The sequence below is a fragment of the Acetobacteroides hydrogenigenes genome (assembly GCF_004340205.1).
GTDB classification, from domain to species: Bacteria; Bacteroidota; Bacteroidia; order Bacteroidales; family ZOR0009; genus Acetobacteroides; species Acetobacteroides hydrogenigenes.
In genome coordinates this window covers 455,566-476,178 of record NZ_SLWB01000001.1, presented here as the reverse complement: position 1 = coordinate 476,178, position 20,613 = coordinate 455,566, and the positions used below count along the sequence as shown (strand labels likewise).

Genomic DNA, 20,613 nt, shown 5'->3' with positions numbered 1-20,613 from the left:
TACTGAGCTATGGGTAATTTGCTGAGGTTCTTAATAAAGTATCAAGTAATATTTCTTTTTTTGCTATTTGAGGTTTTATCTTTTTCCTTGTTGGTAAATGGATCCTACTTTCAAAGAGCAAAAGTTGTAAGCTATACTAGTGATATGACCAACGTTATTAATGGTCATATCACTAGTTTTTTGCAGTACCTTCATCTTAAGGAGATAAACGCCTCTTTGGCAGAAGAGAACGCACGGCTTAAAAATCAGTTAGACTGGTATCTGTCAAAAGATACTTTGGTTAAGAAGTCCAGCATTGACTCTACACGTGGACTTAGGTATAGTTACATAATGGCTGATGTTGTTAACAACTCCACTAGCAAGCAGCACAACTACATTACTCTAAATAGGGGGAGGGGGCAAGGCGTTCGTCCAGAGATGGGGGTTCTTTCAAGCGATGGTATAGTTGGGGTTGTTTTATCGACTTCTAAGAATTATGCGACTGTAGTGTCTATGCTTAACCTAAACTTTAAGGTTAGTGCTAGGCTTAAGCGTTCGGGCTATTTTGGATCTCTTTCTTGGGATGGCAAAGATGCTCGGTTTATGAATCTTTCCGACATACCCCAGCAGGCAAAGATCAAAATAGGCGATACGATTGAAACCACAGGCTACTCCACGATATTTCCAGAAGGAGTCTTCATTGGAGTTGTTGATTCTTATAAAGTTCAGGGAGGGAACTTCTTTCAGCTGAAGGTGCGTTTGAAATGCGACTTTAAAAGATTGCGCTATGTTCATGTAATCTCAGACTTTAGAAAGACCGAAAAAGAAACAATAGAAAGCGCTATTTCCAATGAAGAATAATCTTTTAAAGTATACTTTTATTTTTATTGCGCTTGTTCTTGTGCAGCAGTTCGTTTTTAATAATATCGAGCTTAATACGTACATGAACCCCTATGTTTACGTTCTTTTTATTCTGATACTACCTTTTACCCTCAACAAGTCATTGCTGCTGTTGCTTTCGTTTGTTTTAGGCGCTACAATAGACCTGTTGTCAGGAACGTTGGGACTGCATTCAGCAGCATGTACGTTAATAGGCTACCTTCGACCTTATGTTCTTTCGATTTTTACCTCGCGCGAAGACTTTGAGCAAGAACTTGTTCCCACTATAGCAACCTATGGGCTGGCTTGGTTTGTTCGCTATTCCGGTTTTTTGATCGTTATTCACCATTGGGTTTTATTTACGCTGGAGTCCTTCACTTTCGAAAATTACGGAACAACTATTATAAGGATTTTACTTAGCAGCGTGCTAACCTTGTTCTTTGTTATACTTACCGAATACGCATTTTCAAAACAGAAATAGGAGTTTTTTAAGTAATGATTATCGGTGGCTTCAACAGGAAGTACGTACTTGCAATTATGATTGTCGTAGTGTCAGTTGTAATTACCCTTCGTCTTTTTTATATACAAGTTTTAGATCCCTCATATAAGGTAACAGCATCCAATAACGTGCTGCGTTACATTACTCAATACCCATCTCGAGGGCTAATCTATGACCGGAATGGAGAACTCTTAGTTTGTAATGAAGCGGCATACGATTTGATGGTAATTTCTCAGCAGTTAAAGGCGTTTGATACTACAGAGTTGTCTGCAATCTTAAATGTTCCGATTGAGCAGATTAGGGAAACCTTAAAATTAGCAAAGCAAGATTCTTACTATCGTCCATATGTGTTTGCAAAGCAGATTTCTGCTTTTACCTATGCAAAACTTCAAGAGCGTTTGTATAAGTATCCTGGGTTTTATGTTCAGCCCCGTACTTTGAGAACCTATCCATTGAAGATTGCTGGTAATTTATTGGGGTATGTAGGAGAAGTTAACGATAAGATTATTTCGAAAGATCCTTACTATAAAATGGGCGATTATATTGGAATCGCTGGTCTTGAGAAGGCTTATGAAGAAGTTTTACGAGGACGTAAGGGGGTTACCATTTCGCTGGTAGATGTGCATAATCGCATTAAGGGCTCATACCAAAATGGGCGCTTTGATACTTTAGCAATACTTGGTAAAAATATTGTTGCCACGATTGATGCCAAATTGCAAGCGTATGGAGAGAGGTTGATGTCTAATAAGGTGGGGAGTATTGTTGCTATTGAACCATCTTCTGGAGAAATATTGGCAATGGTGTCGGGTCCAGATTATGATCCTACCGATCTGACGGGGCGCAACCGAAGAAAAAATTGGGCAAGACTTGCGCTCGATCCGCTTAACCCGATGTTTAATCGTGCAACTCAAGCAATGTATCCTCCTGGATCAACCTTTAAGCTGGTTAATGCATTAATAGGTTTGCAGGAAGGTATTATAGATGAGCACACCGCTTATGGCTGCGGTGGTGGATTTGCCTATGGTGGGCGTGTATTAAAATGTCACCCTCATGCATCTCCAGTTAATGTGTATGGTGCCATTCAGGTTTCATGTAATACTTTTTTTAGTAGAGAGTACGTAAATATTATCAATAGCCCCAAGTATGGTTCGCCGCATAAAGCTTACGAGGTGTGGAAAAACTACCTAACCCAGTTTGGATTTGGAAGGCATCTCAATACGGACCTAAACTACGAGAAAACGGGGATAGTGAAAAAGCCCGAATATTTCGATAAACTCCATAACGGGAGATGGAATGGCTATACAATTGTTTCGATGGGAATTGGACAGGGCGAGTTAGGGACAACTCCTATTCAAATTGCTAATATGGTGGCAACAATTGCTAATAGGGGATACTACATCATTCCTCATGCTGTGAAAGATATAGAAGGGCAGCAGATTGATAAGAGGTTTAGAACAAAAAACTATATAGGGATAAGCCCATCTTACTTTAATGTAGCTGTTGAAGGGATGCGAATGTCTGTTACAGGAGGGACCTCTCGTATAGCCGACATCCCAGGTATTGAGGTTTGTGGAAAGACAGGAACTGCACAGAACCCTACAGGAACAAAGAAGGATCACTCTGTTTTTGTTGCATTTGCTCCAAAAGATAATCCTAAAATTGCAATTGCAGTGTATGTAGAGAATGCCGGTTTTGGGGCAACCTATGCTGCGCCTATCGCGAGCCTTATGATTGAAAAGTATTTAAAGGATTCCGTTACACGAAAACCTCTAGAGGATCGTATAGTGAATATGGATCTTACAACTGAACTAAAATACGTATTTGCAGCACAAAAGGCGGCCAAGGAGGCAAAGGAAAGGGCGAAGAAGGCAAAGTCCGATTCGCTGAAAAATGCGGCGAGGCCTGCAGCCTCGTCTTCAGAGGATCGTCGAAAAATGCCCAAAGGTGAATCGAAAAAGCCTGGAGTGTTTCCTAGCATAAAGCGTACATCAACTAATAATAAGTAGAAGCGTGAGAAATAGTGGTAATACAACAACTGGAAAGCTTGATTGGGTAACGATACTGATATACCTTTTCCTTGTTTTCTTTGGGTGGATTAACATCTATGCTGCTGTTTATAACGAGGAGCATGCAAGTATTTTTGACTTCTCGCAAAAGTACGGTATGCAGCTTTTATGGATTGCTGCTGCGCTTGTTATTGCTTCGGTGATAATGTTGCTCGATACTCGCTTATTCTACGCATTCTCGGAAATATTTTATGGGTTTACTATATTCTTGCTGATTCTGGTTCTTGTTGCGGGTAAGGAGGTGAATGGCCAGCGATGCTGGTTCGAGTTGGGGGGATTGCGAATCCAACCAGCAGAGTTTGCCAAGGTTTCTACCGTGCTTCTACTTGCTCGGGTGATGTGCTCGTACAACTTTGTTCTGAATACGTTTAGAGGCTACTTGAAGGCTGCTGCAGTAGTGCTTCCTCCCGTACTGCTCATCATGCTTCAGCACGATACGGGGTCGATGCTGGTTTACTGCTCGTTAATTCTGCTATTCTATAAGGAGGGTATGCCGGGTTGGGTGCTCGCCGTTACTATATCTGCTGCCGTACTTTTTATCTTTTCGCTGCTTTTCGACAAGGTGTACGTGGTGATGGCGCTTGCCGTAACGGCGCTAGCCATTGCGGGCTATGCCTATCGCCGAATGAAAACTGCGGTTTTCCTTGGGTTAATTGTTGCCGGATTGTCTGCCTTGGGGTACACTTTAGCGCTTCAGGTTGGCGCTGAGGTTGATCTCTACTACTTTATAGCAGGTTCGACAGTTCTGGTTGCTCTGGTAATGCTTGTGGTAGGCTTTGCTAGGCATATCAAGCGCTTGTGGGTTATTGTAGTGATATTACTCGGTTCCATAGGTATTAACTATTCTGTCGATTACGTCTTTAATAAGGTGCTGGCAATTCACCAGCAAAAACGCATCAATGACCTGTTGGGCATCGAAAGCGATCCGTTGGGATGGGGGTACAATGTAAATCAAAGTAAGATAGCCATTGGTTCGGGCGGCTTTGTTGGAAAGGGATTCTTGCAGGGTACCCAAACTAAGTACAACTTTGTTCCAGAGCAAAGCACCGACTTTATTTTTTGCACCATTGGAGAGGAGTGGGGCTTTGTCGGATCTGCCGTTATTGTGGGGCTATTTACGTTGCTGCTTTTCCGGATTATGCTTATTGCCGATCGGCAGCGCGAATCGTTTGCCCGAATATTTGGCTACGGAGTTCTTTCCATCTTTTTCTTTCACTTTGCCATTAATGTGGGCATGACAATTGGTCTGGCGCCTGTAATCGGGATTCCGTTACCTTTTATTAGCTATGGGGGATCGTCGCTGTGGTCGTTCTCCATGCTCCTATTTATTCTTCTAAAGTTCGATTCCTCTCGATTCGAGTAAAACGTTCCTTTTTCTGAACCTATTCGTCAATGGGCAATTTCTTGTTGCACTCTGATGTTTGCTGCTTGTAGGCGCTGGTGTCGCATCCTTTCATACGGCTTGATATAGGGGGAATTTGCTGGTTTATGCTGTCTTCGGCTCAACCTCATGTCTTGACACCTCTCCTTTGGAGGAACGGTCTTTACTTTACGTATGCAATCGAACTATAATACGGAGAAGCAAGTATAGCGGTAGAGGTCGAATTAGGGAACGCAGTGGCAGGATACCCCTTCTATCTAACGTCATTGTGGCGAAAAAATGGATAAGTTTGCCGTTTGATCAAAAAAAAATAGTAAAAAACATTTTTAAAGTTAAAAAAGATTATATTTAAGCTTAGTTTAAAACTTACATCAAAAGAAAAGGAGGTCTTAACCATGATCAAACGAAATGCAGTAATTATCGGCGCCGCCGGTAGAGACTTTCATAACTTCAACACATTCTTTCGCGAAAACGAGCAGTATAATGTAGTTGCTTTTACTGCTGCTCAAATTCCAGACATTGATGGTCGAATGTATCCATCTGAATTGGCAGGGAGACTTTATCCTAACGGAATTCCTATTTATCAAGAGCAGGATCTTCCTTCGCTAATCAAGGATTTAAAGGTAGACGATTGCGTGTTCTCCTATAGCGATGTTCCCTATTTGAGAGTGATGGCCATGAGCGCCCTTGTTAACGCAAATGGGGCAAACTTTATGCTTTTAGGACCAAAGGATACGATGATTAAAAGTACAAAGCCGGTTATTGCAGTAGTTGCCACGCGTACGGGATGCGGAAAATCTCAAACATCGAGGAAGGTAGTTGAGTACCTAATGGCTAAAGGCTTGAAGGTTGTTGCTGTTCGTCACCCAATGCCCTATGGAAATCTTGTGGAGCAAAAGGTTCAGCGTTTTGCTAAGGTTGAAGATCTGAAAAAGCACAAGTGTACCGTAGAGGAAATGGAGGAGTATGAACCTCATGTTGTACGTGGTAATGTTATCTACGCAGGGGTAGACTACGAGGCCATACTTCGCGCGGCCGAGAATGATCCTGATGGTTGCGACGTTATACTCTGGGATGGTGGCAATAACGACTTTGCCTTCTACAAGCCCGACCTTACGATAACTGTGGCCGATCCCCACCGTCCTGGGAACGAGCTGAGCTACTATCCTGGTGAGGTAAACCTTAGGATGGCGGATGCTGTAGTTATAAACAAGATGGATTCGGCATCTCCCGAAGGAATTCAGACGGTACGAGAGAGCATCCGTAAGGTAAACCCTAACGCTATTGTGGTAGATGCTGCATCTCCTATTCAGGTTGATAAACCAGAATTAATCCGCGGAAAGCGTTGCCTTATCGTAGAAGATGGTCCAACGCTAACTCATGGCGAGATGAAGATTGGAGCGGGAACTGTGGCTGCACGTAAGTTTGGGGCTTCGCAGGAAGTTGACGCTCGTCCCTACTTGGTTGGTAAGCTTAAAGAAACCTACGAGATCTATCCGAATATAGGCTGTGTGTTGCCAGCAATGGGGTATGGCGAGCAGCAGCTGCACGACCTCGAGAAAACGATCAATAGTACAGATTGCGATACCGTGATTATTGGTACTCCTATAGATCTACAGCGCATTATTGACATTAAAAAGCCTTGTGCTCGCGTATTCTACGATTTGGCAGAAATTGGTAAGCCCGACCTAGATGGCGTGCTTAGCGAGTTTGTTGCCAGCAGGGTGGGCGTAAAGATGGCCAGCAAGTAGGAGCATTCTTATTTTGTATCAATAGGAGGAGCAGCCGTTGGTTGCTCCTTTTTTGAAAACAAGAATGTTTTTACCTAATATTTTCTATTTTTATGCAAATTTCTTCGTATGCATACCCTGTTACGCTTAGCGCTTTTGGCCGCTTTCTTGCTTACCGGACTTCTACTCAAAGGGCAGAACTCTGTAGATGCTGCTGCGCCTAAATACGTCGATTCTGATATGATTGCGACAGTAATGGGCGATACGCTTAAGGTTAGTATCCGTAAGGTCGATAGAAAGTACGTTGTATTCAGCCTTAAGGGAGAACGAATGAAGCAGAAGCTTGAGAAAAGCGAGGTGGCTGCAATTCTATATAAGGATGGGCGCATCGAAAATTTCTCGAACCCCATTGTGGCTAAAAAGGAGAGCGAAGGAGCCTCAAAAATAAGGGTAACCTATTCTGAAGAAGATGTTCAGGTGTACCGCCAGTTTGCAATTGTTGAAGGTTACTACACCGGCTCTCTGCGGCAAGTTTATTCCAACGAGTTCCTTCAACGGATGGCCATTATTGACTTAAAGGAGCGGGCCTACAAAAACGATCCACGAGTAAAGATTCTTCTTATTAAAAAGGTTAGCTTTACCCGTGGATATGGTGACGATCCATCGGCTACCGTAGTTGCCGAGGCTTATACCCGATAAAATCAAAAATCGGAGGTTATTCTTTTTCTATCTTCTTATGCTTCTTTATTGCAAGCTCGCTTAGCTTGTAGCTTATGTAGATAAGCAGCGGTAGGCTAAGTAGCCAAAGTATTTCATTTAAGTACTTCATGGTTGTTTGATTTTAGTAGGTGTGCGTTTCCTTGCTCATCTCCTCTAATGTTACCTTTTTCCTATTCATAGCTCGCCAAGCATACCAAATGTAGGCAAGAACAAACGGGATGAGTATTGACACAACGCTCATAACCGTAAGCGTGTAGGTGCTTGATGAGCTGTTTACAATCGTTAGCGAGCTCTGGAGGTCTATTTGAGAAGGATAGTAGGCTGTGTTATTGTAGCCAAGGCTCAATAACAGCGATAGAACCGTTAGAATAGTACCCGATCCACAGAACCAAATCCCTTTTGTGCTTCGTTTTGCGCTCAACGTTGTTGAGGTTATGCCCCAAATAACAAGACAAACACCTGCTAGTAGAAGTGCAAGTAGTACAGGCATCTCGATGAGGTTTGTAAAGAGCTTGTACTTTAGCAGGTATACCTTGCTTGTTGCAGGGTTTATGGCAAAACCATCGCTTAGGAAGATGGAGATGAGAAATCCTACAAATGTGAGTAGGAAGGGAACCGCATTGTGTAGTACGAGCTTTTGCGCTCTTGTAAAGATTGTCTCGTGCTCTATGCTATTTATAATATAAAGAGCCCCAAGAATGCGGGCCAGAAAGAAAACCGCCAATCCTAGTAGAATATTCCGGTAATCGGCAACGGCCTCTAGTCCATGCCACGGATTAGCCCAACTCGATATGATGGGATTTCCTGCCGAAGCAAGGTTCATTTTATTGACGTAAAAGTTGCCCCCTGTAAATAGGGTTGCTACTGCTGTCCCTAGTAGGAATGTCCCTCCAAATCCGTTTAAAAATAGAAACACCTCGTACGTTTTGGACCCTAATAGATTCCCTGGCTTTTTTCGGTACTCGTACGATACTGCCTGTACTATAAATAGGAATAGGATTGCCATCCAAACCCAGTATGCTCCTCCAAAGCTGGTGGAGTAGAAGAGTGGAAACGAAGCGAAGAATGCGCCTCCAAACGTTACCAGGGTTGTAAAGGTAAACTCCCATTTACGTCCTAGGGAGTTAATGATCATCGTTTTTTCTTCTGCTGTTTTCCCTATTCTAAATAGGAGCATTTGTCCTCCTTGGACAAAAAGTAGAAATACGAGCAAGCTACCTAGTAGCGAAACTATAAACCACCAGTATTCCTGTAGTAGTGTAGGTGTGTATTCCATATTAATGTTCTCCTTCGGGACCTTTTTTGATTTGTTTTAGCATGATACCGATCTCTGCAATGAGGAGCATCGTGAATATTAGGACAAATAGCATAAACGTTACCATAACCGAGCTGGTATCTATTCTCGATACTGCCGCTACCGATGGCATTATGTCTTGTATTACCCACGGTTGGCGGCCGACTTCAGCAACGATCCATCCGGTTTGCCCTGCAAGGTAAACCAAGGGGGTGCTCAATAGCGAGATCCATAGGAACCAGCGATGTTTTGTGAGCATATCGTTGAAGGCAAAGAAGAGCGAAGCCACAAAAAGGGCAATAAAGAAGAACCCTAGGGTAACCATTATGTGGAAGCTGTAGAAGGTTAGCGGTACGTTGGGGATGATATCTTTTGGATGGGTTAGATACCCGTATCCAAAGCTTTTAAAGTTGTCGTTAAGCACGCCAAGATGCTGCGATGCTTCGGTACGATTCCCCGCTTTAGCTGCTGTTTGGTAGCTCCCAAATGCGGCGATTGCCTTTTTCCCATCGCTAATTCTGGCAGCCGTTGGCTTTGCAATTTCACTTTTGCCATCTGTATTTGTGTACATGTATCCTCCTTTAAGGATGTCATTTATACCTGGAACATAGGCGCTCGAGCTTCCAAAGCTAAGAATGGATAGAGCGCTCGGAATTTCAACCTTGAATAGGAATGCCGGCCGCTTGTCTCCAGCCTCTTTTTGAGGGTTAAGAACGCCCAAGGCTACAAGACCAGCATTGGTCGTTCCATCGTAGAGGCCCTCCATGGCCGCTAGCTTCATAGGCTGCTTCTCGGCCACTTGTTTAGCAGAGCTATCGCCTGTCATAACAAGGAAAAGGGATGACAATAGACCAAAAACGGAGGCTATAACGATGCTGCGCTTGGCGAGTAGGGTTTCTCTCTTTTTTAGAAGGTACCAGCTGCTTACGCCTAGTACAAAAACAGCAGCAGTTACGTAGCCCGATGTTACGGTGTGGAGAAACTTGTTGATGGCAACGGGCGAGAAGAGCACATCCCAAAAGTTTTCCATTTCGTTTCGTGCCGTGTCGGGGTTAAAGCGCATCCCTGTTGGGTACTGCATCCATGCATTGGCAACTAGAATCCATAGTGCCGATAGGTTGGCTCCAATGGCGGTAAGCCAGCTCGCAGCAAGGTGTGCCTTCTTGCTTACCTTATTCCAGCCAAAGAACATGATGGCAATAAAGGTCGACTCCATAAAGAATGCCATTATGCCTTCGATGGCGAGAGGCGCTCCAAATATATCCCCAACAAACCACGAGTAGTTGGACCAGTTGGTGCCGAACTCAAATTCTAGGATGATGCCCGTAGCAACCCCAATGGCAAAGTTGATTCCAAAGAGGGTCATCCAGAACTTAGTTGTCTTCTTCCAAAATTCATCGCCGGTTTTAACGTAGAAGGTTTCCATAATGGCAATCAAAAACGCCAATCCAAGCGTGAGCGGTACAAAAATCCAATGGTACATAGCGGTAAGGGCAAATTGTGCCCGCGACCAGTCTACAAGGGACAAGTCCATCTGCTCCATAGCATTCTATTTTTTAGGTGTGGTTAGTTGTTCTATTACGTATTCGCTGCGTTCTTTGTCGGAGTCGAAGTTCTTTTTGAGAAAGTTAGGAAAGAAGAACACCCTGAGAATGGCGAACATGATAAACAGCTTTATGAGTATAATCGCCCAAAGCGTTCGTCCAAGTCTCATTCTTTTAAAGCCTTCGTAGTAGAATTGGAAAACTTTATGCAGCACCGTCTTCCTTTGCTTGTCTTCCATTTTGGCAGCGTTAAGTTTCTTTTGGTTAAATATAGTATAATGGATCTATTTCTATGGCACATTTTATAGAATATTTGTAGGCGGGCAAAGACGCTAGGCATCTGTTGAATCCGTATTTCCCTTGAATGCTCCGCTCTTTGGGGATACCTTGCTGTTTGAGGTGTAATGGTGCACAATGCAATCTATTTCTACGGTAGAAACAGCCATTTCTGTTCCCAAAAGAGTTCTTTTTAGCGTAGAAAGAGATTATAATGGATCGGAAAAGGCTCTTTCTAGTGTAGAAAAGGGTTTTTCTAGCGTAGAAAAGGTTCTTTCTAGCGCAGAAAAGGTTCTTTCTAGTGTAGAAAAGGGTTTTTCTAGCGTAGAAAAGGTTCTTTCTAGCGCAGAAAAGGTTTTTTCTAGCGTAGAAACGGTTCTTTCTAGCGTAGAAAAGGTTCTTTTTAGAGTAGAAAGAACCATGTTTGATCTAGCCTAGGTTCTTTCTGTTGTCAGCATAACCCTTTTTTGAGCGAAAAATGCTGTGTATTTGGAGGGATACCGTTTGGGCATTGGACTACGCTAAAAGAGCTGTCCATGGTAGCCCTTGGAGGGATACTCTAAGGTAAGAAGAGCCCGCTTGGCAAGGATTCCTCCGGCATAGCCAACCAGTTCGCCTTTTGATCCTACTACTCTATGGCAAGGAATGAGGATGGAAATCGCATTCGCCCCATTGGCGGCAGCTACCGCTCTTATAGCCTTTTCGCTACCTATTCTTCTAGAAAGCTCTAAATAGCTTTCTGTTGTTCCATATGGGATCTGGAGCAGGGCATTCCATACCTTTTTTTGGAAGCTGGTTCCGATTAGCAGTAGCGGTATGCTAAATGCATCTCTTTTGCTGTTGAAGTATTCGGTTAGCTGGAGTTTTGCAGCTGCAATTACTTCCGATTCGGCCAGGGTATAGCTGGCTCCTAGGGCATGCATAATCCTAGCGTCAACTTGCTTTCGCTGCTTTCTATACCTCCAGTCGCAAAGGCATAGCCGATTCTCGAACGAGCCAAGAATTAGCTCCCCAATCGAGGTTTCGTAGTGTTGAATTTCGATTAACGGCATTGCTGTGGGATTGTACAAAAAGAGGGAGGTATGGTATTGTGATATGCTATATGGAGTCTAGAATCCGATCGTATATTCGTTTGCTTTCATCGTCAAAGCAAACAAAGAGTACTTGCTCTATGCTATCGTTCTCCTGTAGAAGCGTTAGAACCTCATTGATGGCAATAGCGGCTGCTTTTTCCTTAGGGTAGCCGTAAACCCCTGTGCTAATGTTGGGAAACGCAATTGTTTTGCAGCCGTACGCTACGGCAAGATTGAGCGAATTCCTATAACAGTTGGCTAGCTTTTCTGGCTCTCCTTTAGTGCCATCATTCCAAACTGGACCAACGGTGTGGACTACGTACCTGGCAGGAAGATTCCCTCCAGGAGTTATTACCGCTTCGCCGGTAGGGCAGGGGCCTTGTCTTGCAACAATTTTTTTGCACTCCTCAAGGATGGTTGGTCCTCCTGTTCGGTGAATGGCGCCATCAACGCCACCACCTCCTAGCAACGACGAGTTGGCTGCATTGACAATAGCATCGGCAACAACCGTTGTGATATCACCTCGGATAGCATTGATCCTAGCCTTTGCTGCAACCTTTTCCATGATGAGGGGGCTACTTTTTGCTCAGAACGTAGAAGAAGCCGTCCTGATTTACCGTTTTGTCAGCGTTCTTAATGATATAGGTGTACATTCCATCGGCAACCGCATTGCCGTCAGAGGTTTTCCCATTCCAGCCGTACTTTAGTCCTGTAAAGCTGGTGGTAAATACAGGGCTCCCGCTTTTGCTGAATATCTTTAGCTCAAAAGAGGTGTTCGATGGTACTGGCGATATGGCTGATAGATCAAATGTATATATCAGGGTTGTTGCATCTCGCGATACCGTTACGTTATGCTGAGTTTCCTCTTCTTTGGAGCAGGCAAAGAGGATCGTGCTAAGTAGCAGGGCAAGGAACGCTCTTTTCATAAATCCTGTTGTTTAAGGTTTTAAATGTTTTCTGTGAGCTTTTGTACGACTCTAAAGTTATTGAAAAATTCTTTTGCAAATACGCGCAGCACCGTGTACGTGGGGATGGCTAGTAGCATTCCCATGATTCCAGCAATGCTTCCTGCAATTAGAATTACTAGGAATATTTCTAAAGGATGGGCATTGACGCTATTGGAGTAGATTAGCGGTTGAAAAACAATGTTGTCGATAAGGTGTACAACTCCAAACACAATGGCTATATAAATGATTAGATGGCTAATTTGCGCCATCGATAGCACGTCAATATTGGTTGTAACGGTAAGGAAAATACCAACAAAGGTGCCAACAAGAGGGCCTATGTAGGGAACCACATTTAGTATCCCAGCTATAAGGCCAATCACTAGCCCTTGTCCGATAGGAACTCCTATAATTCGTAGGCCGATGGTTAGCAGTATCATTATCAGGATAGACTCCGTAACAATACCAATGAAGTAGCGCATAAGGAGCTTGGTAATGGCATCTAAGGCGCGGTTTACGTTATGTTCGTACCGAGATGGGAATATTAGCAGAACCCCTTCAAAGAATAAGCTTTCGTCTTTAAGGAAGAAGAAGGTTATGAACGATATGGAAAAGGCCGCAATGAAAACGTTTCCAATAAATTCGGTGAATCGGCTAAAAATGCTAGATATCGAACCAATGCTTACTGCCGATTTAACCTGATCGGTTAGCGATTGCTCTAGGTTAAGCTCTTTTGCTTCTGGTAGGTATTTGGATAATCCGTCTTCGAAGCTCGAAAGGGTTGGTGACAGCTCGTTTACCAACGAGGTGACGTTTACGTTTGCAAGCTTGTTGGCTTCGTTAACAACGAGTGGTACAAACGTTTTAAAGAAGATGACAACAAGCAGCCATATAAGGATGAGGGTTGTTCCTGCGCAAAGCCATTTCGGAACCTTAAACTTGCCAATTTTGATTTTCATTAACAGGTTAACCATCGGCTTCCCTATAATTGAAAGAACCGCAGATATGAGGATGTAGGCAACAATCGATTTAAAATACCAAAGTAGGAATACAACGATTGAAGCAACTGCGACAATGAGAATATACCTGGCAAGCTTGTTCATCAGAAATAATTTTAAGCTAATATACGAATTAACCTGTGTTCTTAGGGATTGCATGTATACATAAAAAGGGAGCATTTGCCCCCTTTTTATGCTTATCTTAGGATTTGCTTACTTAAGTCTTGCAATAACGGTTTGGCTACCAACTGTTTTTTGGTTGAGGGATACCTCAACCTTGGTTCCTACAGGTAGAAAGATGTCAACTCGTGATCCAAACTTTATGAAGCCCATTTGCTGGTTTTGCTCTATCTTTTCGCCCTCTTTTGCGTAGCAAACTATACGACGAGCAAGTAACCCTGCAATTTGTCGAAGAAGAATCTTGGTTGATCCATTGTTAATTACAACTGTAGTTCGCTCGTTTTCGGTAGAAGATTTGGGATGCCATGCCACCATGAACTTACCGTGGTGGTGCCTAAAGTACTCTACTATCCCTTTTATAGGATACCAGTTGATGTGCACATTCCAAACCGACATGAAGATTGAAACTTGTATTCGTTCGTCTTTAAAGAATTCGTCTTCGAACGTTTTTTCAATTACGACAACCGTTCCATCGGCAGGTGCGTAAAGAACTCCATCATCAGCTAGTTGTGGACGATGAGGAAACCGGAAGAAACGAAGAAGGAATATATAAAGTAGACCGAATACGATAATGCTTGCTCCGTAAACGTAAAGCGGTGTAAAAAAGAATAGAATGGCTAAAACGGCAACCATCAACAGTAGCGTTTTAGTGAGCATTGAATGTCCTTCTTTGTGAATGCGCATGTAAGTGCTTGTAATTATTAAACAATGATAAACATCAGGTAAACAAATGCAGCAGGTGCTGCCAGTAGTATTGCATCAAAACGGTCGAGCATACCCCCGTGTCCTGGGATGATATTGCCTGAATCTTTGATGTTTAGACTACGCTTTAGCATCGACTCCACTAGGTCTCCAAGATCTGCAAATATAGAAACAACTAGTGCAAGTCCAATCCATTCTGTTAAAGTTAGCCCCGAAAAGCCTAATTTACCAAGTGGAGCGATGTAAGGATACAGAAAGTAGAGCCCTACGCTCATTGCACAAGTAAAGAATATGCCTCCAATAATTCCTTCCCATGTCTTCTTTGGCGAAATTCTTTCGAAGAATTTGTGCTTACCTATAGCCATACCTGTTAGGTATGCAAAGGTGTCATTTGTCCAAACTAGTATGAAAAGGGCTAGAATGTAGTACCAGTCAAAAATTACTCCATCGAGATTTGAGAATTGAAGGAATACAAGAAAGTTGAGTATGGCAAATGGAAGGGCTATGTAAAACACTCCAAGTAGCGTCATCGAAACGTTTAGGAAGGGGTTTGGCTTATCCCTAAATAGCTCAGAAATAAATATCCCAACATAAATTAGTAGGGGAAACGCTAAATAAACCACATCTTGATATCCTCCAAATGCAAAGATGAAAAAGGATATAAAAGTACCCAATCCGGCAATTAGCCCAAATGAGAAGTTGGGTGCTATGCCTCCTTTTTTTACGTTGATGTAAAACTCGTTTAGGGTAAGGCCTATAATAATGAGCATTAAGAGCAAGAACGTCTCATACCCAATAATGATACCTGATACAAGAATTGCAACGAATATGGCTCCACTAAGAGCTCTGGTTGTAAAGTTGTTAAGATTCAAAACGTTTAACTATTTTCTTTTTACTTGTTCTACATATTCCTCTTGGAGCTACAGCTGTATGCCCTAAAAGAGCGAACTATGCGTTTGATTCTTTGTTTAAAGACTCTGCGTCTGTCTCGGATTCCGTTTTTGATTCGTTCTCATTAGCAGCAGAGCTAATATCTCCGAGTGAATTTTTATCTTCAACGGGTTTTACGCTAAGGAGTTCTTCTTTTGCTCCTTTTCTTTTTCCAAAGATTGCTTCTAGATCTTCGCTAAAGATTACTTCTCTTTCTAAAAGAAGTTCAGAGAGCTTATTTAGCCCTTCTCTATTTTCGATGAGGGTATTCTTTGCTCGCTGATAAGCTTCTTCTACGATACTCTTAACCTCTGCATCTATCGTTTCGGCAGTTTTTTCGCTGTAAGGTTTACCGAACATGTATTCGTTTTGCCCTGTTGAATCGTAAAAGCTTAGGTTGCCGAGCTCTTTGTTCATGCCGTAGTACGATACCATGGCATAGGCTTGCTTGGTAACTCGTTCAAGGTCGTTAAGCGCACCTGTAGAAATCTTTCCGAAAACAATCTCTTCTGATGCACGGCCACCTAATGTTGCAGCCAACTCGTCCATAATTTGTTCGCGAGTGGTTATTTGGCGTTCTTCAGGAAGATACCATGCTGCACCAAGCGCTCGTCCACGGGGCACGATGGTTACCTTAAGCAACGGATTGGCATGTTCGAGCAACCACGATACGGTGGCATGTCCACCCTCGTGGTAAGCAATTGTTCTTTTCTCTTCAACGGTAATGATCTTGTTTTTCTTTTCAAGACCTCCTATGATGCGGTCTATTGCATCCAAAAAGTCTTGCTTATCTACCTGCTTTTTGTTTTTACGAGCAGCAACAAGAGCAGCTTCGTTACAAACGTTGGCAATGTCTGCCCCCGAAAATCCTGGGGTTTGCTTAGCTAGGAAACTTGTGTCGAGTTCTGGAGCAAGCTTTAATGGGCGTAAGTGTACCTTGAATATCTCTGCTCGTCCGTTTAGATCTGGCAGCTCAACGTAGATCTGCCTGTCAAAACGTCCGGCGCGGAGTAGGGCGCGGTCGAGAATATCAGCCCTGTTGGTTGCTGCAAGTATGATTACCCCTACGTTGGTTCCAAAACCATCCATTTCGGTTAAGAGCTGGTTGAGGGTGTTTTCTCGTTCGTCATTGCCCGAGAAGTTGGCGTTTTTACCTCTTGCGCGACCAATAGCATCAATTTCATCGATGAATACGATGCATGGAGCTTTCTCCTTTGCTTGCTTGAAGAGGTCGCGTACGCGCGATGCTCCTACTCCAACAAACATCTCAACGAAGTCTGATCCCGAGAGCGAGAAGAATGGAACATTTGCTTCGCCTGCTACGGCCTTTGCCAAAAGCGTTTTACCAGTTCCTGGAGGGCCTACAAGAAGTGCTCCCTTGGGGATTTTACCTCCAAGTTCGGTGTATTTTTGTGGATTCTTAAGGAAATCGACAATTTCCATTACCTCGACTTTTGCTTCGTCGAGTCCGGCAACATCGTTGAAGTTGACTCTAACGTGGTTTTCCTTGTCGAAAAGCTGCGCTTTTGATTTGCCAACGCTAAAAATGTTGCCACCAGCACCCCCAGCTCCTTTTGACATTCGGCGTAGAATGAATACCCAAAAACCAATAATTAAAGCTGCGTATAGTAGGAGCGTGAATATGTCGCCAGTCCAGTCCTTCTTATTGTTAAAGGTGATAACGGCTTGATTGCCGGCTGGAAGTGTTTTCTGGAATTCTTCAATGTTCTTCTGAAATTCATCAGGAGATCCAATGGAAAAGTAGAATTGGGGTCCGTTTTTAGAAGGAGAGCTGAAACTGGTCTCAAAATCCTTTTGGTAGTTTTTTATACGGCCTTTCTTAAGGTAAACATCTACGCGCCTATCGTTGCTGACAATGTCTAGGCGCTCAACGTCTCCTTTAGGGAGCATTTGTGTTTTTACCTTTTGAAGGTTTGTCTCTACGGGAGATCCTCCGCTGTAGAAAAAGTTTAGCCCTATAATGGCTAATGCCACAATAGCATATATCCAGTATATGCTAAACTTGGGTTGAGGGAACTTGCTGTTTCCTCCTTGCTTGTTATTATTGTCCATGTTGTTGTTCTTCCCATCTGTATCAAAAAAGGCCTTTATACGGCTGCTAATTGGCAGCAATGCCTTTGCTATGCTCTTGTTGGCGTATGGTTTTGTTTTTTGTCTATCCATGTTTTACTCTTTTTGCATCGGCCCAAAGATCTTCCAGCTTGTAGAACTCTCTTTGTTCTGTTTGAAAGACATGCAGCACTACGTCTCCATAGTCTAGTAATACCCATAGGCAATTATCGTACCCTTCGCTGTGCCATGGTTTTTCGCCTGTTTTTTCCAGCACTTTGTCAGATACACCATCGGCAATTGCGCCTACCTGTGTGGTAGAGTTTGCGTTACATACTATGAAATATTGGCAGACGGCATTATCGAGCTTCCTTAAGTCGAGGCTTACAATGTTTTCCCCTTTCTTGTCATCAACGGCCTCAACGATTGCATTTACTAATTCTTGAGTTTGATTTTTGACGCTGGTTTGCTTTACCATTAAGCTGCTGTTGTAATAAAGTTTGCGTACAAATGTACTGATTTGTAACAATATTAAGCACAGGAAGTGTCTTCGAAATCCCGCTTAAAGCGGCAAAGTAACAAAAAAAAACAAAATAAAGTTTAATACTTTTGTTCCTCAAAATGTAAAGCATGAGCAAAACTTTCACAAGTCGGAATGATGGTGTAATTGGGGCAAATGTTGCCTACAAGCCCGTTGCGGAGTCGACGAATACGGAGGCTACAATGGGGTTGGCTCAAAAGGATGGTGAGGGGACGGTGTATATTGTAGACTTTCAGACAAAAGGACGAGGGCAGCGCGGAAACTACTGGGAGAGCGAAGAGCGGAAGAACCTTACGCTTTCGATCTTGACGTACCCTGCGTTCCTGGATATAGCCAACCATTTCTACCTTTCGAAGGTGGTGGCCAACGGTATGGTGCAGGCCTTGTCGGAATTTGGTATAGCGGCAAAAATTAAGTGGCCGAACGATATCTACGTTGGCGATTTTAAGGTTGCCGGAATTCTTATCGAGAATGGGCTTATGGGGAGCAAGCTCTCGCACAGCATTTGGGGGATTGGGCTAAACGTAAACCAGCACATCTTTAACAGCAATGCTCCAAATCCTATATCGATGTCGTTGGTTGTAGGTGGCGAGCTGAACCGTGACGAGGTGCTTCAGGCTGTGCTTGGGGCTATCGATGGCTGGTATGCAAAGCTTAGAAACGGGCTGCTGGCCGATATTGATGCTTACTACTTCGGGGCGCTGTACCGTAGCCAAGGAAAGTTCTGGTTTGAGGCCGATGGAGAACGCTTTATGGCCTCTATAAAGGGGATTGAGCCTACCGGCGAGCTGGTGCTGGAGGATGAGAAGGGGGCGCTCCGCTCGTTTGCTTTCAAGGAGGTGTCGTTTATTATCTAGCGACATCGGTAGAATTGCCAGCGTACTCGGTAGAATGACCAGCAACATCGGTAGAATTGCTGGCGTACTCGGTAGAATCACTAGCAACATCAGTAAAATGGATGGCGTACTCGAGTAGGATATGCAAAAAAGGAGGCAAACGGATGGTTGCCTCCTTTTTTACGTTATCGTAGGGCGCTGTGCTCGATCGGCATCAGCCTATCGGCTAAAGGCCTTGGCGATTTGGTCGGCCATCTGGTCGATGCCGTCCTGCAGCTTGCCCTTGAGCATCATCTTCATCATAAAGTTGAGGTCGGCGTGAAGGGTGAGCTTCATGCGAACGTCGTAGGGGGCTACCTCCTTGAGCTGTATCCAGAAGAAAAACTCGAAGGGGATTTTGCCGTCGCCGGTAAGCTTAAGGGTTTTGTGGGGCTCCTTCTCCACGAACTTCAGGCCTACGTCGAAGCCTTTTACCTTAAAGTGGCAGGTGTTTTCGTCGGCCTGCCAGTCGGTCATTTGCCCTTCGGGCACCATGTTAACCAGCCCATTGAAGTTGCGGAAATCCGAGAGCGCGTTGAATACGAGCTCGGCGCTGTTGCGGATGGCTACTACTTTGCTTTCTACTTCTGTCATGATTCCTTACTTTCTCCACTTGTCGGGGGCGATGCGCCACTCCTTTAAATCGTTTAGCTGATCTTCCTTTACGTAGCCCGACTCGAGGGCCGACTCGATGAGCGCGTTGTAGCAGCTTAGGGTGTCGACCTTTACGTTGGCGGCGGCGAAGTTGTCTTCGGCGGTTTTAAAGCCGTAGGTGAAGATGGCCACCATGCCGAGCACCTCTACGCCGGCCTGACGTAGCGCTTCGACAGCGCTAAGGCTGCTGCCTCCGGTGGAGATGAGGTCTTCGACTACCACAACTTTTTGGCCTTTGGTGTACTGACCTTCGATCTGATTGCCCAACCCGTGCCCCTTTGGAGCCGAGCGCACGTAGATGAATGGCTTTTGCATCTCCTCGGCAACCAGAACGCCGTGGGCAATGGCTCCGGTGGCTACGCCGGCAATTAGCTCGGCTTCGGGATACTTTTCGGCGATAAGCTGAGCAAAAGATTGGTAAATTTGCTTGCGGATTTCGGGGTACGAAAGGGTTACCCGGTTGTCGCAGTAGATGGGCGAGTTCCAGCCCGATGCCCAGGTGAAGGGCTCGCTGGGGCTTAGCTTCACGGCCTTAATCTTGAGCAAGCTTTGTGCTATTGCTTTTTCAACGCTAGTCATTATGAAGAAAATTTATTTTAACGATCGGTTTATCGGGGTTGCCGGATTGGACCATGCCGTTAGCAGCGCCGAGGGGATGGAGCAAATCCTTGTAACCGACTGCAAAGATATTCCAAATCTTGTAAAATACTTTGATGATACGCCTTCCATCGTTGGGCTAATCCTGAAAGGGGCGGATAAGAAGAAGATTTTTAGGGCGGTTCGAGCCTGCTTTACCGGCATCGAGGCTGCTGGTGGTTTGGTGGTAAACCCTCGCGGCGAGGTGCTGATGATCTACCGCTACGATAGGTGGGATCTGCCCAAGGGTAAGGTGGAGCGCGGCGAGGATGTTGAGGATGCTGCCGTTCGCGAGGTGGAGGAGGAGTGCGGCATCGCGGATCTTACAGTTGAGGCGAAGCTGTGCAAAACCTACCACGTTTACGCGATGTACGGCAAGCGCATGTTCAAAACTACGCACTGGTACCTGATGCGCCACGATGGCAGCGGGGCGCTGATCCCCCAAACCGAGGAGGCGATTACTGACGCTCGCTGGGTGGCGGCTGACGATCTGTCAGGCTGTCTCGAAAGCACCTACCAAACGATACTGGAGGTTTTTAGAAGCGCTGGGAAAGGACTTTAGGTATTCCGAAGCGTTTGGCGCCTCGACTCCGCTCGGCGACCAACAAAGGGTCGCCGAGCGGAGTCGAGGCGGAGGAAAAG

The 20,613-nt window shown here is 44.4% G+C and carries 23 protein-coding genes; 9 read left to right on the top strand and 14 right to left on the bottom strand.

The window, feature by feature from the left end:
- The first annotated feature begins 9 nt into the window (after window positions 1-9).
- From mreC to CLV25_RS01825, 6 genes are all read left to right on the top strand, one after another.
- Window positions 10-840 (top strand): rod shape-determining protein MreC, encoded by an 831-nt coding sequence (mreC, locus tag CLV25_RS01850; RefSeq protein ID WP_131837932.1) that lies wholly within the window; start codon window positions 10-12, stop codon window positions 838-840.
- Window positions 830-1,339, top strand: coding sequence for a rod shape-determining protein MreD (mreD, locus tag CLV25_RS01845; RefSeq protein WP_131837931.1), 510 nt, complete (start codon window positions 830-832; stop codon window positions 1,337-1,339). Before mreC ends, mreD begins: the two co-directional genes overlap by 11 nt.
- 14 nt (window positions 1,340-1,353) lie before the next feature.
- Complete coding sequence (gene mrdA, locus CLV25_RS01840) at window positions 1,354-3,363, top strand: penicillin-binding protein 2 (protein WP_131837930.1); 2,010 nt, start codon at window positions 1,354-1,356, stop codon at window positions 3,361-3,363.
- Between the two features lie 4 nt (window positions 3,364-3,367).
- Window positions 3,368-4,786 carry a rod shape-determining protein RodA gene (gene rodA / locus CLV25_RS01835; protein ID WP_131837929.1) on the top strand — a complete coding sequence of 473 codons (1,419 nt, stop codon included), beginning with the start codon at window positions 3,368-3,370 and terminating at the stop codon, window positions 4,784-4,786.
- 413 nt (window positions 4,787-5,199) lie between these two features.
- Complete coding sequence (locus CLV25_RS01830) at window positions 5,200-6,555, top strand: cyclic 2,3-diphosphoglycerate synthase (protein ID WP_131837928.1); 1,356 nt, start codon at window positions 5,200-5,202, stop codon at window positions 6,553-6,555.
- A 108-nt stretch (window positions 6,556-6,663) separates the two neighbouring features.
- A complete protein-coding gene (locus CLV25_RS01825) occupies window positions 6,664-7,233 on the top strand; it encodes a hypothetical protein (protein WP_131837927.1) in 570 nt (189 codons plus the stop codon).
- A gap of 142 nt (window positions 7,234-7,375) precedes the next feature.
- Here the strand turns inward: CLV25_RS01825 and CLV25_RS01820 are convergent, their stop codons facing one another.
- The 3 genes from CLV25_RS01820 to CLV25_RS01810 are packed head-to-tail and all read right to left on the bottom strand — an operon-like array spanning window position 7,376 to window position 10,331.
- A complete protein-coding gene (locus tag CLV25_RS01820; protein ID WP_131837926.1) occupies window positions 7,376-8,530 on the bottom strand; it encodes a cytochrome d ubiquinol oxidase subunit II in 1,155 nt (384 codons plus the stop codon).
- 1 nt (window position 8,531) lies between these two features.
- Window positions 8,532-10,091, bottom strand: a complete 1,560-nt coding sequence (locus CLV25_RS01815) for a cytochrome ubiquinol oxidase subunit I (RefSeq protein WP_131837925.1) — start codon at window positions 10,089-10,091, stop codon at window positions 8,532-8,534.
- 6 nt (window positions 10,092-10,097) lie between these two features.
- Window positions 10,098-10,331 (bottom strand): DUF4492 domain-containing protein, encoded by a 234-nt coding sequence (locus CLV25_RS01810; protein WP_131837924.1) that lies wholly within the window; start codon window positions 10,329-10,331, stop codon window positions 10,098-10,100.
- A gap of 175 nt (window positions 10,332-10,506) precedes the next feature.
- Here CLV25_RS01810 and CLV25_RS01805 point away from each other — a divergent pair, with 175 nt between their 5' ends.
- Entirely contained in the window at window positions 10,507-10,806 is a 300-nt protein-coding gene (locus CLV25_RS01805; protein WP_131837923.1) for a hypothetical protein, read from the top strand.
- 83 nt (window positions 10,807-10,889) lie between these two features.
- Here CLV25_RS01805 and CLV25_RS01800 read toward each other — a convergent pair whose 3' ends face one another.
- The 8 genes from CLV25_RS01800 to rsfS all read right to left on the bottom strand — a co-directional run bounded on the left by CLV25_RS01800 (window position 10,890) and on the right by rsfS (window position 17,743).
- Window positions 10,890-11,420 carry a methylated-DNA--[protein]-cysteine S-methyltransferase gene (locus tag CLV25_RS01800; RefSeq protein WP_131837922.1) on the bottom strand — a complete coding sequence of 177 codons (531 nt, stop codon included), beginning with the start codon at window positions 11,418-11,420 and terminating at the stop codon, window positions 10,890-10,892.
- A 46-nt stretch (window positions 11,421-11,466) separates the two neighbouring features.
- Entirely contained in the window at window positions 11,467-12,006 is a 540-nt protein-coding gene (locus CLV25_RS01795; protein ID WP_131837921.1) for an O-acetyl-ADP-ribose deacetylase, read from the bottom strand.
- Window positions 12,007-12,016: 10 nt separating this feature from the next.
- Window positions 12,017-12,367, bottom strand: coding sequence for a T9SS type B sorting domain-containing protein (locus tag CLV25_RS01790; RefSeq protein WP_131837920.1), 351 nt, complete (start codon window positions 12,365-12,367; stop codon window positions 12,017-12,019).
- Window positions 12,368-12,387: 20 nt separating this feature from the next.
- Window positions 12,388-13,488, bottom strand: a complete 1,101-nt coding sequence (locus CLV25_RS01785; protein ID WP_165876959.1) for an AI-2E family transporter — start codon at window positions 13,486-13,488, stop codon at window positions 12,388-12,390.
- Between the two features lie 108 nt (window positions 13,489-13,596).
- Window positions 13,597-14,247 (bottom strand): phosphatidylserine decarboxylase family protein, encoded by a 651-nt coding sequence (locus CLV25_RS01780; RefSeq protein ID WP_131837918.1) that lies wholly within the window; start codon window positions 14,245-14,247, stop codon window positions 13,597-13,599.
- Between the two features lie 17 nt (window positions 14,248-14,264).
- Complete coding sequence (locus CLV25_RS01775; RefSeq protein WP_131837917.1) at window positions 14,265-15,137, bottom strand: phosphatidate cytidylyltransferase; 873 nt, start codon at window positions 15,135-15,137, stop codon at window positions 14,265-14,267.
- A gap of 76 nt (window positions 15,138-15,213) precedes the next feature.
- Window positions 15,214-17,268, bottom strand: coding sequence for an ATP-dependent zinc metalloprotease FtsH (gene ftsH, locus CLV25_RS01770; protein ID WP_131838109.1), 2,055 nt, complete (start codon window positions 17,266-17,268; stop codon window positions 15,214-15,216).
- A 103-nt stretch (window positions 17,269-17,371) separates the two neighbouring features.
- Window positions 17,372-17,743 (bottom strand): ribosome silencing factor, encoded by a 372-nt coding sequence (gene rsfS, locus CLV25_RS01765; RefSeq protein WP_131837916.1) that lies wholly within the window; start codon window positions 17,741-17,743, stop codon window positions 17,372-17,374.
- A 152-nt stretch (window positions 17,744-17,895) separates the two neighbouring features.
- On the opposite strand from rsfS, the gene CLV25_RS01760 reads away from it, so the two are divergent.
- On the top strand, window positions 17,896-18,663 hold the full coding sequence (locus CLV25_RS01760; RefSeq protein WP_131837915.1) for a biotin--[acetyl-CoA-carboxylase] ligase: 768 nt from the start codon (window positions 17,896-17,898) through the stop codon (window positions 18,661-18,663).
- Here the strand turns inward: CLV25_RS01760 and CLV25_RS16100 are convergent.
- The 3 genes from CLV25_RS16100 to pyrE form a co-directional block, all read right to left on the bottom strand.
- Window positions 18,656-18,790, bottom strand: a complete 135-nt coding sequence (locus CLV25_RS16100) for a hypothetical protein (RefSeq protein ID WP_262709451.1) — start codon at window positions 18,788-18,790, stop codon at window positions 18,656-18,658. The genes CLV25_RS01760 and CLV25_RS16100 overlap by 8 nt on opposite strands.
- Window positions 18,791-18,861: 71 nt before the next feature.
- Window positions 18,862-19,275 (bottom strand): polyketide cyclase, encoded by a 414-nt coding sequence (locus tag CLV25_RS01755; RefSeq protein WP_131837914.1) that lies wholly within the window; start codon window positions 19,273-19,275, stop codon window positions 18,862-18,864.
- A gap of 6 nt (window positions 19,276-19,281) precedes the next feature.
- Complete coding sequence (gene pyrE / locus CLV25_RS01750) at window positions 19,282-19,914, bottom strand: orotate phosphoribosyltransferase (RefSeq protein WP_131837913.1); 633 nt, start codon at window positions 19,912-19,914, stop codon at window positions 19,282-19,284.
- Window position 19,915: 1 nt separating this feature from the next.
- Here pyrE and CLV25_RS01745 point away from each other — a divergent pair, with 1 nt between their 5' ends.
- On the top strand, window positions 19,916-20,533 hold the full coding sequence (locus CLV25_RS01745; RefSeq protein ID WP_165876958.1) for an NUDIX hydrolase: 618 nt from the start codon (window positions 19,916-19,918) through the stop codon (window positions 20,531-20,533).
- Window positions 20,534-20,613 lie beyond the last annotated feature (80 nt).

Excerpts from the sequence above, each read along its gene's own strand:
- mreC (WP_131837932.1), top strand. The coding sequence starts at position 10 with ATGGGTAATTTGCTGAGGTTCTTAATAAAGTATCAAGTAATATTTCTT.
- mreD (WP_131837931.1), top strand. The coding sequence starts at position 830 with ATGAAGAATAATCTTTTAAAGTATACTTTTATTTTTATTGCGCTTGTT.
- mrdA (WP_131837930.1), top strand. The coding sequence starts at position 1,354 with ATGATTATCGGTGGCTTCAACAGGAAGTACGTACTTGCAATTATGATT.
- CLV25_RS01830 (WP_131837928.1), top strand. The coding sequence starts at position 5,200 with ATGATCAAACGAAATGCAGTAATTATCGGCGCCGCCGGTAGAGACTTT.
- CLV25_RS01825 (WP_131837927.1), top strand. The coding sequence starts at position 6,664 with ATGCATACCCTGTTACGCTTAGCGCTTTTGGCCGCTTTCTTGCTTACC.
- CLV25_RS01820 (WP_131837926.1), bottom strand. The coding sequence starts at position 8,530 with ATGGAATACACACCTACACTACTACAGGAATACTGGTGGTTTATAGTT.
- CLV25_RS01815 (WP_131837925.1), bottom strand. The coding sequence starts at position 10,091 with ATGGAGCAGATGGACTTGTCCCTTGTAGACTGGTCGCGGGCACAATTT.
- CLV25_RS01810 (WP_131837924.1), bottom strand. The coding sequence starts at position 10,331 with ATGGAAGACAAGCAAAGGAAGACGGTGCTGCATAAAGTTTTCCAATTC.
- CLV25_RS01805 (WP_131837923.1), top strand. The coding sequence starts at position 10,507 with ATGCAATCTATTTCTACGGTAGAAACAGCCATTTCTGTTCCCAAAAGA.
- CLV25_RS01800 (WP_131837922.1), bottom strand. The coding sequence starts at position 11,420 with ATGCCGTTAATCGAAATTCAACACTACGAAACCTCGATTGGGGAGCTA.
- CLV25_RS01795 (WP_131837921.1), bottom strand. The coding sequence starts at position 12,006 with ATGGAAAAGGTTGCAGCAAAGGCTAGGATCAATGCTATCCGAGGTGAT.
- CLV25_RS01790 (WP_131837920.1), bottom strand. The coding sequence starts at position 12,367 with ATGAAAAGAGCGTTCCTTGCCCTGCTACTTAGCACGATCCTCTTTGCC.
- CLV25_RS01785 (WP_165876959.1), bottom strand. The coding sequence starts at position 13,488 with ATGAACAAGCTTGCCAGGTATATTCTCATTGTCGCAGTTGCTTCAATC.
- CLV25_RS01780 (WP_131837918.1), bottom strand. The coding sequence starts at position 14,247 with ATGCGCATTCACAAAGAAGGACATTCAATGCTCACTAAAACGCTACTG.
- ftsH (WP_131838109.1), bottom strand. The coding sequence starts at position 17,268 with ATGGACAATAATAACAAGCAAGGAGGAAACAGCAAGTTCCCTCAACCC.
- rsfS (WP_131837916.1), bottom strand. The coding sequence starts at position 17,743 with ATGGTAAAGCAAACCAGCGTCAAAAATCAAACTCAAGAATTAGTAAAT.
- CLV25_RS01760 (WP_131837915.1), top strand. The coding sequence starts at position 17,896 with ATGAGCAAAACTTTCACAAGTCGGAATGATGGTGTAATTGGGGCAAAT.
- CLV25_RS01755 (WP_131837914.1), bottom strand. The coding sequence starts at position 19,275 with ATGACAGAAGTAGAAAGCAAAGTAGTAGCCATCCGCAACAGCGCCGAG.
- pyrE (WP_131837913.1), bottom strand. The coding sequence starts at position 19,914 with ATGACTAGCGTTGAAAAAGCAATAGCACAAAGCTTGCTCAAGATTAAG.
- CLV25_RS01745 (WP_165876958.1), top strand. The coding sequence starts at position 19,916 with ATGAAGAAAATTTATTTTAACGATCGGTTTATCGGGGTTGCCGGATTG.